The sequence below is a fragment of the Streptomyces sp. GESEQ-4 genome, from assembly GCF_017948455.1.
Classification (GTDB): domain Bacteria; phylum Actinomycetota; class Actinomycetes; order Streptomycetales; family Streptomycetaceae; genus Streptomyces.
Window position 1 is genome coordinate 115,083 of sequence record NZ_JAFFSU010000022.1, and the last position, 15,127, is coordinate 130,209.

Here is a 15,127-nt window from a genome sequence, read left to right on the forward strand (position 1 = left end):
CGCCTCGTGCGGCCCGGCAAACGCTCTCCCGTTCTTCCGGCTCGGCTGCACAGCGAGGTGCCCGCACCCCCATGAAGACTCCGCCTCCTTCCTCCGGTTCCCCACGCCCGGCTCGTGCGGTGGTCGTCCTGGCCACCGCCTGTCTGCTGCTGGCCGGCTGCTCCGGGGGCGATGACGCCGACAGCCGGGCGGACACGGCAGCGGCGGGCGGGACGGGGATGAAGGTCGCTCTGGTCACCCACGGCGCGGAGGGCGACATCTTCTGGGAGCGGGTGCGGAAGGGGGCCGAGGCGGCGGCCGCCAAGGACGACGTCGACCTCACCTATGTCAGCGACCCCGACCCGGCGGGCCAGGCCGAGCTGATGCGGAACGCGGTCCGGGACAAGGTCGACGGCATCGCGGTGACTCTGGCCAGGCCCGCGGCGATGACGGGTGCGGTCGGCGAGGCCAAGAAGGCGGGCATCCCCGTGGTCGGACTCAACTCCGGTATCGACGCCTGGCAGTCGGCGGGGCTCCTGGAGTACTTCGGTCAGGACGAGAGCGTCGCGGGTCGGGCCGTCGGCGACAAGCTGGACGAACTCAAGGCCAAGCACGCCCTGTGTGTCATCCACGAACGCGGCAACGTCGCCCTGGAGGCGCGCTGCGCCGGGGTGAAGAAGACGTTCGGCGGCGCGACGCAGAACCTCTATGTGGAGGGCACCGACATGACCGCGACCTCCGCCGCGATCACGGCCGCGCTGCGCCAGGACCGGAGCATCGACGAAGTGGTCACCAATGGCGCGCGGTTCGCGCTCGCCGCGGTCGGCTCGGTGAAGGAGGCGGGCAGCGACGCGAAGGTGGCGACGTTCGACCTCGACAACGACCTGGTCAAGGCCGTGGAGAACGGTTCCGTGCAGTTCGCGGTGGACCAGCAGCCGTATCTGCAGGGGTATCTCGCCGTGGACTCCCTGTGGCTGTACCGGACGAACGGCAACATCAGCGGCGGCGGTGTGGCCCCGGTGCTCACGGGCCCGGCGATCGTCTCCCGGGCGAACGTCGGCGCGGTGGCCGGGTTCGCCGCCAGGGGCACGCGCTGACCGGACCGCTCATGCGCTCCTGCCGTCAAAGATTCGCCCCTTCCGACACGTGCGGTCACTTGTGCGGATAGCATCCTGCGCACCCCCTCCCACTCCCCCGCCGCCCACTGATCGCCCTAGGACGACGATGTCTCCACGGACACGTTCCCGGCGCCGCATCGGCTCCATACGTCTCTCCCTGATCCTCCTGGCCCTGGTGCCCAGCGTCATCCTCACCGCGATGTGGGGTGTGACGACGACGCAGATGTTCACGGAGGGGCTGCGACTGCGCGGGCAGACCGAGTTGAGCCGGTCGACCGGCGCCATGGGCACTGAGGCCACGCTCGCCCTGCAGACGGAGCGCAGACTGTCGGCGGCATGGATGGCCTCACCGAACGGCTCCCGGAGCGCCCTGGACGCGCAGCGGCTCAAGACGGACGAGGCGGTCGCCAAACTGGTGGGCCAGAGCGACGAGATCGAGCGCGCCCCCGCCCGGATCTCGGACCGCCTGACCTCCGTCGTCGGGTCGTTGAGCAGCCTGGAGTACTACCGCGGGCAGGTCGACGACCCCACCGACATCACCGCACAGCAGGCGCTGGACCAGTACAGCGCGATCATCGACGGGCAGATCCACGCCTTCCAGGCGCTGTCCCTGGTCGACGACGGCGACCTCACCGCGCAGGCGGGCCCGCTCGTCGCGGTGGAGCACGCGGCGGAGCTGGCCTCGCAGGAGGATGCCCGGCTCACCCTGGCGTGGCCGTCCGGGTATCTGGACGAGGAGGCCTGGTCCCGGTTCGCGGAGTCGGTCAACACGCGGCGCTGGCTGGTCGAGGACCAGATCGTCCCCCAGTTGAGCGGCGACGCGAAGACGGAGACCGAGCGGATCCTGCAGAGCCGGGAGTGGCAGACGCTGGAATCCCTCGAGGACCGGGTGCTGGCGGCCCGGGCGGAGAGCGCGGGTGCCCGCAGGATCCCCCTGCCCGATGTGGAGAAGCAGTGGGAAACCGCGTTCGCGAAACTCGCCGACGCGTACGGGACGCTGATCAAGCGGCAGACGGCCGGACTGCTCGACCGGAGCGCCGACACGTCCGACAACCTGCTGATCACGGCCGGTTCACTCAGTGCTGGCGGACTGCTCGCCCTGCTGGTGTGCGTGTGGATGTCCTGGCGGATCACCCGCTCCCTGTCCCGGCGGCTGCGCGGTCTGCGCGTGGCCACGCTCGGCCTGGCCCAGGAGCGGCTGCCCGATGTGGTCGCCCGGCTGAACCGGGGCGAGAAGATCGACGTGGAGCAGGCGACCCCGCCGCTGGACTACGGAAACGACGAACTCGGCCAGGTGGCCACGGCGTTCAACACCGCGCAGCGCACGGCCGTGCACACCGCGGTCGAACTCGCCGACACCCGGCGCGGCTTCCAGAAGGTGATCCTGGGCATCGCCCGGCAGAGCCAGAACCTGGTCAATCTGCAGCTGACCAAGCTGGACGCGCTGGAGCGCGCGCACCAGGACCCCGAGATCCTCAAGGGCCTGTACGAACTGGACTCCACGGCCAGCCAGTTGCGCCGCTACGAGGAGAACCTCGTCATCATCAGCGGCGAGCGGCCCGGCCGCACCTGGACGCAGCCGGTCGCGCTGACCGACATCCTGCGCGGTGCGGTCGGCGAGGTCGCCGAGTACCAGCGGGTGGAGGTGCACACCGAGGAGGAGGTGGCGCTCGCGCCGCCCGCGGTGGCGGACGTGATCCATCTGCTGGCCGAGCTGATCGACAACGCGACCGTGTACTCCCCCGCGCCCAGCCCGGTCGGGGTACGGGCCGCGCTGGTCGCCAAGGGCCTGGCCGTGGAGGTCGAGGACCGGGGCCTGGGGATGTCCGAGGAGGATTACGCCTCCCTCAACGCCCAGTTGGCCGAGCCCCCGCAGTTCGACGTGGTGGCACTCGCCGACGACCTCCGGCTCGGCATGTTCGTGATCTCCCGCCTCGCACACCGGCACGGCATCACCGTCACCCTGCGCTCCTCGCCGTACGGCGGGACCACGGCGATCGTGCTCATCCCGCACGAGGTGGTGGTGCGGGAGGTGCCGGCCCCGGATGCCGATGCCGATGCCGATGCGGCTACAGAAGCGGATACAGGTACGGATACGGATACCGGCATGTCCGCGGACTCGGTTACGGCCGCAGACGACATCGAGCACGCCGAGGCCGCCGAGCCCGAGGAGCCCGTACGGGAGCCCCGTCCCGTCGTCGCGGCCCGTACCGCCTCTGCCTCGGCCCGTACCGCCTCCGCCCCGGCCGCGGACCGTCGGCCCACCACCGGCGCCCCCAAGGACCGCCTCACCCCGCTGCCCCGCCGGGTGCCGCAGACCAGCCTCGCCGCCGAGCTGCGTGACGAGGCCCCGGCCGCCGAAGAGAACGGTCACGCGGACGACTTCACCGCGGAGCGGGCCGCCGCCTCGCTCGCCGGCTTCCAGCGCGGCACGCTCCGGGCGCGTGACGACGGCGCCGACGAGGAGCCGACCGCGGCCGACGCCCCCCAGTCTTCGACTCCGCCCGCCGACCGCACATGAAGGACAACGCCATGACACGCCCCACCCCCGCCACGCACACCCAGCTCGACCAGCTGCTCACCGGACTCGTGGAGCGGGTCGCCGAGGTGAACCACGCCGTCGTGCTCTCCGAGGACGGGCTGGTCGTCAGCAAGTCCACCGGGTTTCTGCGCGACGACGCCGAACGGCTGGCGGCGACGGCGTCGGGCCTGATGAGCCTCAGCAAGGGCGTCAGCATGGACTTCCGCGGCGGCCCGGTGCGCCAGGCGCTGATCGAGATGGCGCACAGCTATCTGATCCTCACCTCCGCGGGCCCGGGCGCCCATCTCGTCGTCCTCACCAGCCAGGGCGCGGACGTCGGCGTGGTGGCGTACCAGATGAACATGCTGGTGAAGAAGATCGGCGAGCACCTGAGCGCGGCGCCGCGGGCCAATGTCGGTCCTGGCGCGTGAGGTGGCCCAGGACGACTCGACGGGCCGTCTGGTACGACTCTTCGCGCTGACCGGCGGACGGACCCGCCCCAGCCGCGGTGACTTCACGCTGATCACGACGGTCACCGCGGTGGATCCGCCGCCGGCGCGGGCGCCCCGCCCGCAGCCGGAGCAGGCCCGGATCCTGCGCCGGTGCGGGGAGCCGATCGCCGTGGCGGAGCTGGCGGCCCATCTCGACCTTCCCGTGAGCGTCGTCGTGATCATGCTGTGCGATCTGCTGGAGGCGGGCCTGATCACCGCCCACCCGCCGCACCCCGTCTCCCCTCGCTCCCCGGACCTGGACCTGCTGAAGAAAGTGAGGAACGGCCTTGGCCGGCTCTGAGCCCACCGCCACGGCGGTAGCGCCACCCGACACGGTCAAGATCCTCATCGCCGGGGGCTTCGGCGTCGGCAAGACCACCATGGTCGGGTCCGTCAGCGAGATCGTCCCGCTACGCACCGAGGAACCGCTGACCGTGGCGGGCCTGGGCATCGACGACCTCCACGGCATCGAGGAGAAGCGGGCCACCACCGTGGCCCTGGACTTCGGCCGGATCACCATCAGCCGGGGGCTGGTGCTGTATCTGTTCGGTACGCCCGGCCAGCAGCGGTTCTGGTTCATGTGGAACGACCTCGCCATCGGCGCGCTGGGCGCGGTGGTCCTGATCGACGTCCGCCGTCCCGAGTCCAGCTTCGCCGCGATCGACTTCTTCGAGCGCCGCGGCATCCCCTTCGTCGTGGGAGTGAACGGCTTCTACGGCGAACACCCCTACCCGCCCGAGGACATCCGGGACGCCCTGGCCCTGCCGGAGCACGTCCGCGTGCTGCTGTGCGACGCGCGGGAGCGGGAGTCGTGCCGGGACGTACTGATCGCGCTGATCGACCAGTTGATCGCCGACGCCGTCGAGGCCGACGGGGACGGCGGTCTCACTCGTCGGGACCGGTGAGCGGCTGGTCGGAGGGGGCGACGATCCGGGCCGTGAGGTCAGGGTCGGGCATGTCCGCGTCGAAGGGGAACAGCGGGCGGCGTACGCGGTGGTGACCGAGTCGCGGGAGGTCCTGGTCGACGCCGCCCGGTGTGAGGGCCATCTTCCAGTCCGCCGACATCGCGAACAGCTCGGGTTCCAGATAGCCGATCTTGACGATGACCACGTCCGCGCCCCGTGGGTTCAAGTCCAGGTCGGTGAAGTCGTGTTCATGGTGGTACGGCTTGCGCAGCCGGGTGAGGATCACGTGCACGCTCCCCACCCGCAGGACGACCTCCACCTCCGCGTCCCGGTCACCGTGCCGGATCGCGTGGACCACGCCGGTCAGGGTGAGCGGGCCGGCGTGGCGGTCGTCGACCTCGGCGCCCGCGGTCACGGTGACCGTGGCGCCGACGCCCGCCTCGACCGCCGCGTCCACCGCCGCCGGGCCCGGCAGTGAGGCGTAGAGGACCGTCGGGCCGCCCGGGTCCTTGAACTCCGGGCGGGCCAGGACCTGTTCGAGCCCCCAGGTGACGTCGCCGGCGCCGCCCGCCGTGGGATTGTCGCCGGTGTCGCTGATGAAGTACGGGCGTGCGGCCGACGCCAGCGCCTCGTCGAGGCACTCGTCGAGCGTGCCGGTCGGCGCGACGAACGCGAACTCCCGTCGCGCCGCCCAGAATCCGCGGGCCAGCCGCTGAGCGCCCGCGATCACCGCGGGCTCGGACGGTCCGGTGACGACGACCGCGGCCCGGTTGCGCGGCTCGTCCGCCCACGCGTAGCCGACCCAGATCGCCGCGTCCGTCACGCCCTCGGTCGCCTCGACCTCCGCCACCGCCGCGTACACGCTCTTCGCGGGTTCCATACGGGTCGAGGTCTGTTCCCCGGCGAGCAGCACCGGCACCGGGATCCACGCCTTGACCGGGCGGGGCGCACCACTGCGCAGCAGGTCGACGAGGTTGCGGGCGGCGCGCTCCTTCGTCTCCATGGCGTCCTCGTGCGGGGCCATGCGGTAGCAGGTGATCAGGTCGGAGCGGTGGACCAGCTCACGGGAGACGTTGCCGTGCAGGTCCATGGAGGTCGAGACGAGGACGTCGGAACCGATGACGTCACGGACGCACGCCAGGAGCACGGCCTCGGCGTCGTCCAGTCCCTCGACCGTCATCGCGCCGTGGATGTCGAACCAGAGACCGTCCACCGGACCCAACTTCCGTAGCCGGTCGATGAGTTCACCGGACAACTCGGCGAACGCGGCCGCCGTCACCGTGCCGCCCGGCAGCGCCTTGCCGACCAGGGCGCCACGCCAGTCGGCGGCGGAGCGCAGGGGCTCCCCCGGCGCGAGGAACGGGTAGCGGGTCAGGACGTCGGCGCCGCGCCGCGGGTGGAAGGCGGGGGCCTCGGTGCGGGCGGGTGAGAAGGTCGAGGACTCGATACCGAGTCCGGCGACGGCGATGACGGGACGCGGGGTGGGGCGACGGTGGTCGGTCATGCTTCGGTGCCTCCGGGATGTCGGGGTGGGCCCCAGCTGCTGTTGGGTCACGCGTGGCCGCCGGTGACCGCGTGCAGCGCATGGGCGAGCGCCCGCTGGAGTGCGAACTGGCCGGCGCCGACCAGGCCCGCGTCGGCGCCGAGGCTGGCGCGTTCGATGACCAGGTGCTCGGTCACCAGCGGATGGCAGCCCTCGTAGAGCTGACTGCGGACGGCGGCGACGAACGGTTCCAGCGTGGAGAGGATGCCGCCGAGGTACACCGCGTCGGGGTTGAAGAAGTTGACGTTGGCGGCGAGCACCATGCCGAGGTAGCGGCCCGCCTGCCGGACCGCGCGTGTCGCCTCGGGGTCGGCGTCGGTGGCGAGCCGTACGACGTCCTCGGTGGAGTCGACGTCGAGGCCCCGTTCGCGCAGGATCCGCACCAGCGCGGCGCCCGAGGCGACCGTCTCCAGGCAGCCGGTGTTGCCGCAGGAGCAGGGGATGTCGTGGGCGGCCTCGACCCGGACGTGGGTGATCTCGCCCGCGGCGCCGGATCCGCCCCGGTAGAGCCGGCCGTCGGCGATGACGCCCGCGCCGATCGCGGTGCCGGTCTTGACCATGATCGACTGTCGGCGTTCCGGGGGCTGGACGGTGTGCTCGCCGACGGCCATGCAGTTGGCGTCGTTCTCGATGGCGGCCGGGACGCCGAAGTGGTCCTCCAGCCAGGAACGGACGGGAAAACGGTTCCAGCCGGGCATCCGGGACGGGAGCGTGACCACGCCGGAGAGGACGTCGACCGGGCCGGGGAGGGAGAGGCCGACGCCGCGCAGCAGATGCCGTCCGTGCCGGTCGGCGAGGGACTCGAGGGTCTCGGACAGTCCGGGCAGCGCGGACTCGGGGCCGTCGGCCGTGGGGAAGGGCACGGTGGAGACGTCGGTGAGGCCGCCGCCGGGCAGGACGACGCCGACATGGGCGTGCCGGCCGCCGAGTTCGGCGGCGACCGCGAATCCGTCGCTGCCGCCGAGGCGCAGCACCTTCTGCGGGCGGCCGCCGTTCGAGGAGCGGGTGCCTTCCTCGGCGACCAGTCCGTGGGCGACGAGCTGGCCGACGGTGAGCGAGATCGTCGACGGGGCGGCGCCGAGCAGTCCGGCCAGCTCGGTGCGGGTGGACGCCTGCCCGGAGGCGAGCAGTTCGAGGACGCGTTCGGCGAGCGCGGAGACGCCGCCCGTGGCGGTCCGGCGGTGCGGCACGCTTTTTTCAGGCATGGAGTGAGTTACTTCCGTCCCGGGGGTGCGAGGCGACGAGCGTAAGGCCGTACGACCGCTTCGTGACTTTTTTCAGAACAGCAGAAACAGGCTTTTTACAGCAGCGCGTCTGTTTCTTCGCCACTGGCGGTCGTTGACTGGCTTCCGCCACCCAGCCTTCGCTTTTTTCACGCCGAGGAGAGCCATGTCCCCCGCTCGCACGAGGCTTGTCGCCGGTGCCGTCGTCTGCGCGAGCACGTTGCTGCTCGCGGGCTGCTCCGGGGCGAGCGACAGCCCGTCCGCGTCACGCGACGCCATCAACTACGCGCTGCCCGCGAACTTCACGCCGAACTGGATCCTGCCGATCGGCACGGCGGCGCATCTCAACACCAACAACCGTTCCATCGCGGACAGTCTGTGGGAGCGGCTCGTCGCCTACGACGGTTCCACCGGCAAGATCGCCTGGAACAAGAAGGCGTCCATCGCCACCGCCGCCGACTTCGCCGCTGACGGAAAGAGCGTCACCATCACGCTCGGCAACCGGCATTGGAGCGACGGCAAGCCCATCACCTCGCGCGATGTCCAGTTCTGGTTCGACCTCATCAAGGCGAACAAGGCGGAGTGGGCGGGCTACACGCCGGGCCAGGCGCCGGACGCCTGGACGTCCTTCAAGACCGTCGACGACCGCCACTTCACGATCACGTTCGACCGGGCCTACAACCCCCAGTGGATGCTGGCCAACGAGCTGAGCGAGATCACCCCGCTGCCGCAGCACGCGTGGGACAAGGGTGGTGACCCCAAACAGGTGTGGAAGAACCTCAACGACGCCGCGAAGAACATCTCCGGCTACGCGAGCGACCCGCTCTGGAAGGTCATCAGCGGGCCGTACGCGGTGAAGTCCTTCTCGACCGCCGGCAAGGTCGTCCTCACCGCGAACAAGAAGTACGACGGCGGCGAGAAGCCCGGCATCTCCACGGTCAACCTGCTGCCGTTCACCACCGCGGACGCCGAGAAGAACGCACTGCGCTCGGGCAGTGTCGACTACGGCTACATCGAGGCGACCGACCTCGACCAGAAGGAGAGCTTCACCGCGCAGGGCTACGAGGTGAAGCCGTGGTCGGGCTGGGCGATCACCTATATGCCGTACAACTTCAACAACCCGGCGATGGGCGCGGTGTTCAAGCAGCTGTACGCCCGGCAGGCCGTGCAGCACTCGATCGACCAGGCGAGTCTGGCGAAGGTCGTCTTCAACGGCACGGCGGTCGCCGGATACGGACCGATCCCGCAGGGACAGGCCTCCGACTTCGTCGCGCCGGAGCAGAAGAACAACCCGTACCCGTTCTCCACGGACACGGCACGCAACCTCCTTACCGAGCACGGCTGGACCGAGCAGGGCGGCGTGATGACCTGCACCGAACCGGTGAAGTGCGGTGACGGCGTCGCCGAGGGAACGAAGTTCGAGATGCAGGTGCTGTCGCAGTCCGGCTCGACGGTGACGGACAACATGATGAGCGCGATCCAGTCCTCGCTCGCGAAGACCGGCATCAAGTTCTCCATCAAGACCGCGCCGGTCAACTCGGTGCTGTCGCAGACCCCGCAGTGCACGTCCGACCAGCCGATCTGCAAGTGGCAGCTGTCCTTCTTCGGTACGGCGGGCAGCTGGTACTTCAACGCCTTCCCGACCGGCGACTCGCTCTTCCAGTCCAAGGGCGGCTCGAACTTCGGCAACTACTCCAACCCCGAGGTCGACAAGCTCATCTCCGCCTCGACGACGTCGAGTTCGAACCAGGCGATCCAGGACTACAGCGCGGCCCTGGCCAAGGACCTGCCGGTGATCTGGCTGCCCGAGCCGGTCTACCAGGTCTCGGTCGTCAAGAACGGTCTCGGCGGCTTCTCCCAGGACTCGCTCGCCAACTTCCACCCGGCGCAGTGGAAGTGGACCAGCTGACGCCATGGAAACCGTCCTCTTCCTGACCCGTCGGCTGCTCCAGGCCCTGGCCGTCATCCTGATCGTCACGATCGTCGTCTTCTGTCTGCTGCACGCACTGCCCGGGGGTCCCGCACGCGGGATCCTCGGCCCGCAGGCGACGGCCGAGCAGATCGCCGCGTTCAACCACGAGCAGGGCCTGGACCGCTCGCTGCCCGTCCAGTACGTCTACTACCTGGGCAATCTGCTCCAGGGCGACCTCGGCACCTCGTTCACCCTCAACGAAGCGGTCTCCCGGCTGATCGAGCAACGCCTGCCGAAGACCCTGGTGCTGACCGTGCTCTCCGCACTGGTCGGGCTGCTGCTCGCGGTCCCGCTCGGGATGTGGCAGGCGGTGCGGCGCAACAAGCCGACGGACTACGTCATCACCACGCTGAGCTTCGTCGCGTACTCGACGCCGGTCTACTTCCTCGGTCTCGTGCTGATCCTGCTCTTCACCCAGACCCTGCGCTGGTTCCCCTCCCAGGCGCCCCAAGGGGACACGCTGGCACAGGTGTTCGCGGATCCGGCCGCGCTGGTGCTTCCGGTGGTCACGGGCGCCGCCTCCATGGTGGCCGTGTTCAGCCGGTACATGCGGGGGGCGACGCTGGAGAACCTCTCCGAGGACTACGTCCGCACCGCGCGGGCGGGTGGTGCGCGGCAGCGGGCGATCCTCTTCCGGCATGTGCTGCGGAACTCGCTGACGCCGGTGGTGGCGATGCTCGGGTACTACGTGCCGGTGCTGTTCGGCGGTGCGCTGGTTGTTGAGCAGCTGTTCAACTACCCCGGTATGGGGCTGCTGTTCTGGAGTGCGGCGCAGTCCTCGGACTATCCGGTGCTGCTGGGGTGCGTGCTTGTCATTTCTGTGGCGACGGTTGTGGGGTCGTTGCTTGCGGATGTCGTTCAGCGGGTTGTGGATCCGCGGGTGAAGGTGGGTGGGGTGTGAGCGGTAGTACTGAGACTGCGGGGCGGTGGGGGCTTGTCGCGCAGTTCCCCGCGCCCCTGACAGCGCGCTTCGCGCGCAATCGGCTCGCCGTGGCCGGCGTTCTGGTCGTCGTGCTCTTCCTGTTGTTCTGCTTCGTGGGCCCCTTGCTCTACTCCACCGACCAGACCCACACCGACCTCACCCAGGTCAACCTCCCGCCCAGCGCTGATCATTGGCTCGGCACGGACGCCGTCGGGCACGACGAGCTCGGGCGGCTGATGTACGGCGGGCAGGTGTCGCTGCTTGTCGGGCTGGCGGCCGGGCTCCTCGCTACCGTGATCGGCACGCTGTGGGGTGCGGTCGCGGGGTATGCGGGCGGCTGGGTGGACGCGGTGATGATGCGGGTCGTGGACGCGGGGATCGCCATTCCGGCGCTGTTCATCCTGCTGGTGGTCTCGGCGATCACGACGCCGGACACGGTCGGTCTGATCGTCGTGCTCGGTCTGGTGTCCTGGCTGGTTCCGTCGCGGCTGGTGCGGGCGGAAACGCTCACGCTCAAGAACCGTGACTACGTGCTGACGCTGCGCGCGACCGGCGGTACGCACGGCCGGGCCATCATCCGGCACATCCTGCCGGGCTCCGTGTCGACGATCGTCGTGGCGGCCACCTTCCAGGTCGCCGACGCGATCCTGCTCGTCGCGTATGTGTCGTATCTCGGCCTGGGCGTACAGCCGCCGGCGACAGACTGGGGCGGCATGCTGTCCGCCGGTCTGACGGCGGCGTACGCGGACCGCTGGTGGCTGATCGTGCCGCCCGGCCTCGCGATCATCCTCGTCGTCTGCGCGTTCAACGCGATCGGCGACGGGCTGCGCGACGCCTTCGACGTGAAGGGACGCGGATGAGCGGCATTCTCGACATCGAGCATCTGGACGTGACGTTCTCCACCGAGACAGGTGACGTTCCCGCGGTCTGTGACATATCGCTGTGCGTACAGCCGGGTGAGACCCTCGCCCTCGTCGGCGAGTCCGGCTCCGGCAAGTCCACCGTCGCGCTCGCCGCGATGGGGCTGCTGCCGAGCACCGCACGGACATCGGGCCGGGTCACCATCAACGGCACGGACGTCGTCAGCGCGTCCGAAGCCGAACTCGCGCGGCTGCGCGGCCGTACCGCCTCCATGGTCTTCCAGGAGCCCGCGACCGCGCTCGATCCGCTGACCCGCGTCGGCAAGCAGATAGCGGAAGTCGTACGCAACCACCGTCCCGTCTCCGCCAAGGAGGCGGCCCGCGAGGCGGTCGAGCTGCTGCGGCGGGTCGGCATTCCCGAGCCGGAGCGGCGGGCGTCGGCGTTTCCGTTCCAGTTGTCGGGCGGGCAGCGGCAGCGGGTGGTCATCGCCATGGCGATCGCCAATTCGCCGGACCTGCTGATCGCGGACGAGCCGACGACCGCGCTGGACGTCACCGTGCAGGCCGAGATCCTCGATCTGCTACGGGAGTTGGCGGCCGACTCGGGTACCGGCGTGCTGCTGGTCACGCACAACATGGGTGTGGTCGCCGACTTCGCCGACCGGGTCGCGGTGATGCTGCGGGGCGAGATCGTGGAGACGGGGCCGGTGGAGGACGTACTGCTGCGGCCGACGCACGAGTACACGCGGCGGCTGCTGGCGGCGGTGCCGAGGCTGGCGGTGACGGAGCCCGATGAGGTGAAGGCTCCGGTGGAGGCGGGCGCGGCGGTGGTCGAACTCCGGGACGTGACCGTCGACTTCGGCCGCGGACGTCGTGGCGTACGGGCTCTTGAGGACGTGTCGGTCACGGTCGGGGCGGGCGAGACGGTGGGGCTGGTGGGCGAGTCGGGGTCCGGGAAGTCGACGGCCGCCCGGGTGGCGCTGGGCCTGGTGCCGCCCACCTCCGGTTCGGTCGCCCTGTTCGGCACCGACCTGGGCAGGACGAAGGGGCGGGCGCGTCGGGCCCTGTTGTCCGGGATCGGCCTGGTGCTCCAGGATCCCGTGGCCTCGCTGGACGCCCGGATGAGCGTCGCGGAGTGCGTGGCCGAGCCGCTGCGGGTGCATCGCCGGGGTATGACGGCGACCGAACGGCGGGCCCGGGTCGCGGACGTACTCGAACTCGTCCGGCTGCCGGGCAAGTTGATGCAGCGGGGGCCGCGTGAGCTGTCCGGCGGGCAGCGGCAGCGGGTGAGTCTCGCCCGGGCTCTGGTGCTGGAGCCGCGGCTGCTGGTGGCGGACGAGCCGACCAGCGCGCTCGATGTGAGCGTGCAGCGGACGGTGCTCGAGGTGATCGCCGAGTTGCAGGCCGAGTTGGGGTTCGCCTGTCTGTTCGTGTCGCACGATCTGGCGGTGGTGCAGGAGTTCGCGGGGCGGGTCGTCGTGATGCGGGCGGGGCGGGTGGAGGAGCAGGGGCCGACCATGTCGACGCTGCTGCGTCCGGAGACCGAGTACACGCGCCGGCTCATCGCGGCCGTCCCCGTGCCGGATCCGGTGCTGCAACGGCGGCGCAGGGCCGCGCTCGGAGCCGGCGCGTGACGGCGATCGCCGGCATCGACATCGGCGGGACGACCACCCAGGTGGTGCTGTGCGCACCGGACCTCGGCGTCCTCGACCGGCTCGGGGTGCCGACGCCCGCGGCCGAGGGCGGTACGGCGATGATCGGCGCCGCGCTCGACGCGCTACGGCGGCTGCTCGACCGTACGCCCGCGAAGCTGCTCGGCGTCGGGGTCGGCGCCGCGGGTGTCGTGGACGCGCGGGCCGGGCGGATCCTCGTCGCGAGCGATTCCTTCAGCGGCTGGGCGGGGTTCGCGGTGACGGCGGCGGTCGAGCGGGCGCTGGGTGTCCCGGCGTTCCTCGACAACGACGTCAACGCCTTCCTGCGCGGGGAGGTCGCGAAGGGCGCGGCCGTGGGCGGGACCCATGTCCTCGGGATGACCCTCGGTACCGGGGTCGGCGGGGCGCTGTGGCTGGACGGTGCGCTGTACGACGGTCCGCGCGGCGCGGCCGGCGAGATCGGCCACGTTCCCGGCTTCGGCGACCTGCCGTGCACCTGCGGTGGCCGGGGCCACCTGGAGACCGTGGCCTCGGGCCGGGCGATCGCCGCGCGCTACGGCGCCCGCACGGCCCGCGAGGTCGCCCAGGCCGCCCACCGCGGCGACCCCGACGCGCTCGCCGCGTACGAGACGGCGGGTACAGCGGTGGCCCGGGCGCTGCTGATCACCGCGGGCCTGCTGGACGTCACCACCTGCGTGATCGGCGGCGGAGTCGCCCGCACCTGGCCCCTCCTCGCCCCACCCATCCACACCGCCCTCGCCGCCGAACCCCCCGTCAGCGGCCACCCCCTCCACGTCCTGCCCGCCCACCTGGGCGAGAACGCGGCAGCGATCGGCGCGGCGGCCCGGGCGGGGGCGGAACTGGGGGTGGGCACGCCGGTGTAGGCGGTCCGCCGGGGCACGTCGGTCGGAGTCCGCCGGACGATCCGTCGGCCGCGTCCCGAGACAGGCTGCGGCGCGACGGCGGGCAAGGCCGGAGAGTTCGAGGACGACAGCAAGTGCCGCGGACGGACTCGGCGGCAACCGACGACGAGCCCGGCGCCGGCCACCGCATGCGCGCGGGGCGCGCGGGCGCACCCGCGAAGCGGACGCGGCCGATCCGCCGGCTGGGAGGACGACCAGGGACACCGGGATGTTCACCAGGAAGGCCGCCCGCCAGGACCAGCCGAACAGGTCGGCGTGGGTGAGGACGCCGCCGAGCAGGGGTCCGCAGACGGCTGCGAGGCCCATCACCGGCCCGATGCCGCCGAGCGCCTTGGACAGCTCGGGTCCCGAGAACATCGTCTTGATCAGGCCGATGGTCTGCGGAATGATCACGGCCGCCGCGGCGCCCTGCACCACACGGAAGGCGATCAGCGGCCTTACCGCGGGCGCCAGGGCACAGGCCGGCGAAGCGCTCGTGAAGCCCAGGACGCCGGTCACGAACAACCGCTTGCGGCCCGCGATGTCGCCCAGCCGGCCTCCGGTGATCAGCAGCACCGCGAACGGCAGGGTGTAGGCGGTCCTGAACCACTGGATGTCGGTTCATCGCCTCACCGAGCAGCAGCGCGACGAGCGCCAGCCACCGCCACCGGTACGCCGCCGGAGTCGGTGTGAGCACACGCTCAGCAGTCATCGGAATCCCTCTCCACCGTCGTCGACCCACCGGCCCGAGCCGCCGGTACGGGGCGTCGGGGCGGATCACGAGTCAGCGTGCGGGTGGAGATCCGGGGTGCTCCAGCGAGAGCCGGGAGTTGGGGGATTCCTTCCATGGACGGCCGTCGCGGTGCCGATTTCCCTCATGGCGAGGCGGGGGGGGCCCGTGCGGGCGGGGCGGGGGCCCCCCCCCCCCCGGGGGGGCCGGGCCCGCCAGGGCGGGCCGCGGAGGGCGGGGGCACGGGGGGGGCGGGGGGGGGCGGGGCGCCCCGCCGGGGAGGGGGCGAGGGCGGGGGGCGAGGCGACG

General features: G+C 71.2%; 12 protein-coding genes and 1 pseudogene. 10 read left to right on the plus strand and 3 right to left on the minus strand.

The genetic code is table 11. From position 1 onward, the window contains the following. Positions 1-71: 71 nt before the first annotated feature. The 5 genes from KCH48_RS32390 (at position 72) to KCH48_RS32410 (ending at position 5,014) form a co-directional block, all read left to right on the plus strand. On the plus strand, positions 72-1,076 hold the full coding sequence (locus tag KCH48_RS32390; protein ID WP_210579547.1) for a substrate-binding domain-containing protein: 1,005 nt from the start codon (positions 72-74) through the stop codon (positions 1,074-1,076). A gap of 127 nt (positions 1,077-1,203) precedes the next feature. Continuing rightward, positions 1,204-3,618 carry a nitrate- and nitrite sensing domain-containing protein gene (locus KCH48_RS32395; RefSeq protein ID WP_210579563.1) on the plus strand — a complete coding sequence of 805 codons (2,415 nt, stop codon included), beginning with the start codon at positions 1,204-1,206 and terminating at the stop codon, positions 3,616-3,618. A gap of 11 nt (positions 3,619-3,629) precedes the next feature. Beyond that, positions 3,630-4,049 carry a roadblock/LC7 domain-containing protein gene (locus KCH48_RS32400; protein ID WP_210579565.1) on the plus strand — a complete coding sequence of 140 codons (420 nt, stop codon included), beginning with the start codon at positions 3,630-3,632 and terminating at the stop codon, positions 4,047-4,049. After that, positions 4,030-4,410: a DUF742 domain-containing protein gene (locus KCH48_RS32405; RefSeq protein WP_246886203.1), complete on the plus strand. Its 381-nt coding sequence runs from the start codon at positions 4,030-4,032 to the stop codon at positions 4,408-4,410. The genes KCH48_RS32400 and KCH48_RS32405 overlap by 20 nt, the downstream gene beginning before the upstream one ends. Then, positions 4,397-5,014 (plus strand): ATP/GTP-binding protein, encoded by a 618-nt coding sequence (locus tag KCH48_RS32410; RefSeq protein ID WP_210579567.1) that lies wholly within the window; start codon positions 4,397-4,399, stop codon positions 5,012-5,014. Before KCH48_RS32405 ends, KCH48_RS32410 begins: the two co-directional genes overlap by 14 nt. Here the strand turns inward: KCH48_RS32410 and KCH48_RS32415 are convergent. Together KCH48_RS32415 and KCH48_RS32420 are read right to left on the minus strand one after the other, a co-directional pair. Beyond that, on the minus strand, positions 4,995-6,518 hold the full coding sequence (locus tag KCH48_RS32415) for a M81 family metallopeptidase (protein ID WP_210579575.1): 1,524 nt from the start codon (positions 6,516-6,518) through the stop codon (positions 4,995-4,997). The two genes, KCH48_RS32410 and KCH48_RS32415, sit on opposite strands and share 20 nt — an antisense overlap. 47 nt (positions 6,519-6,565) lie before the next feature. Then, positions 6,566-7,762, minus strand: coding sequence for an ROK family transcriptional regulator (locus KCH48_RS32420; RefSeq protein ID WP_210579577.1), 1,197 nt, complete (start codon positions 7,760-7,762; stop codon positions 6,566-6,568). Between the two features lie 184 nt (positions 7,763-7,946). On the opposite strand from KCH48_RS32420, the gene KCH48_RS32425 reads away from it, so the two are divergent. From KCH48_RS32425 to KCH48_RS32445, 5 genes are read left to right on the plus strand one after another with little or no spacing between them, the layout of a single operon-like run. After that, positions 7,947-9,689, plus strand: a complete 1,743-nt coding sequence (locus tag KCH48_RS32425; protein ID WP_210579579.1) for a peptide ABC transporter substrate-binding protein — start codon at positions 7,947-7,949, stop codon at positions 9,687-9,689. Positions 9,690-9,693: 4 nt separating this feature from the next. Then, entirely contained in the window at positions 9,694-10,653 is a 960-nt protein-coding gene (locus tag KCH48_RS32430; RefSeq protein WP_210579581.1) for an ABC transporter permease, read from the plus strand. Between the two features lie 56 nt (positions 10,654-10,709). Beyond that, on the plus strand, positions 10,710-11,534 hold the full coding sequence (locus KCH48_RS32435; protein WP_210579598.1) for an ABC transporter permease: 825 nt from the start codon (positions 10,710-10,712) through the stop codon (positions 11,532-11,534). Next, a complete protein-coding gene (locus KCH48_RS32440) occupies positions 11,531-13,168 on the plus strand; it encodes an ABC transporter ATP-binding protein (RefSeq protein ID WP_210579583.1) in 1,638 nt (545 codons plus the stop codon). The genes KCH48_RS32435 and KCH48_RS32440 overlap by 4 nt, the downstream gene beginning before the upstream one ends. After that, the gene (locus tag KCH48_RS32445) at positions 13,165-14,070 is read left to right on the plus strand and encodes an ROK family protein (protein ID WP_210579586.1); all 906 of its coding nucleotides are present in this window, start codon (positions 13,165-13,167) and stop codon (positions 14,068-14,070) included. The genes KCH48_RS32440 and KCH48_RS32445 overlap by 4 nt, the downstream gene beginning before the upstream one ends. A 231-nt stretch (positions 14,071-14,301) precedes the next feature. Here the strand turns inward: KCH48_RS32445 and KCH48_RS32450 are convergent. Next, positions 14,302-14,664: pseudogene (locus tag KCH48_RS32450) on the minus strand (MFS transporter); the annotation flags it as partial. Between the last annotated feature and the right edge of the window lie 463 nt (positions 14,665-15,127).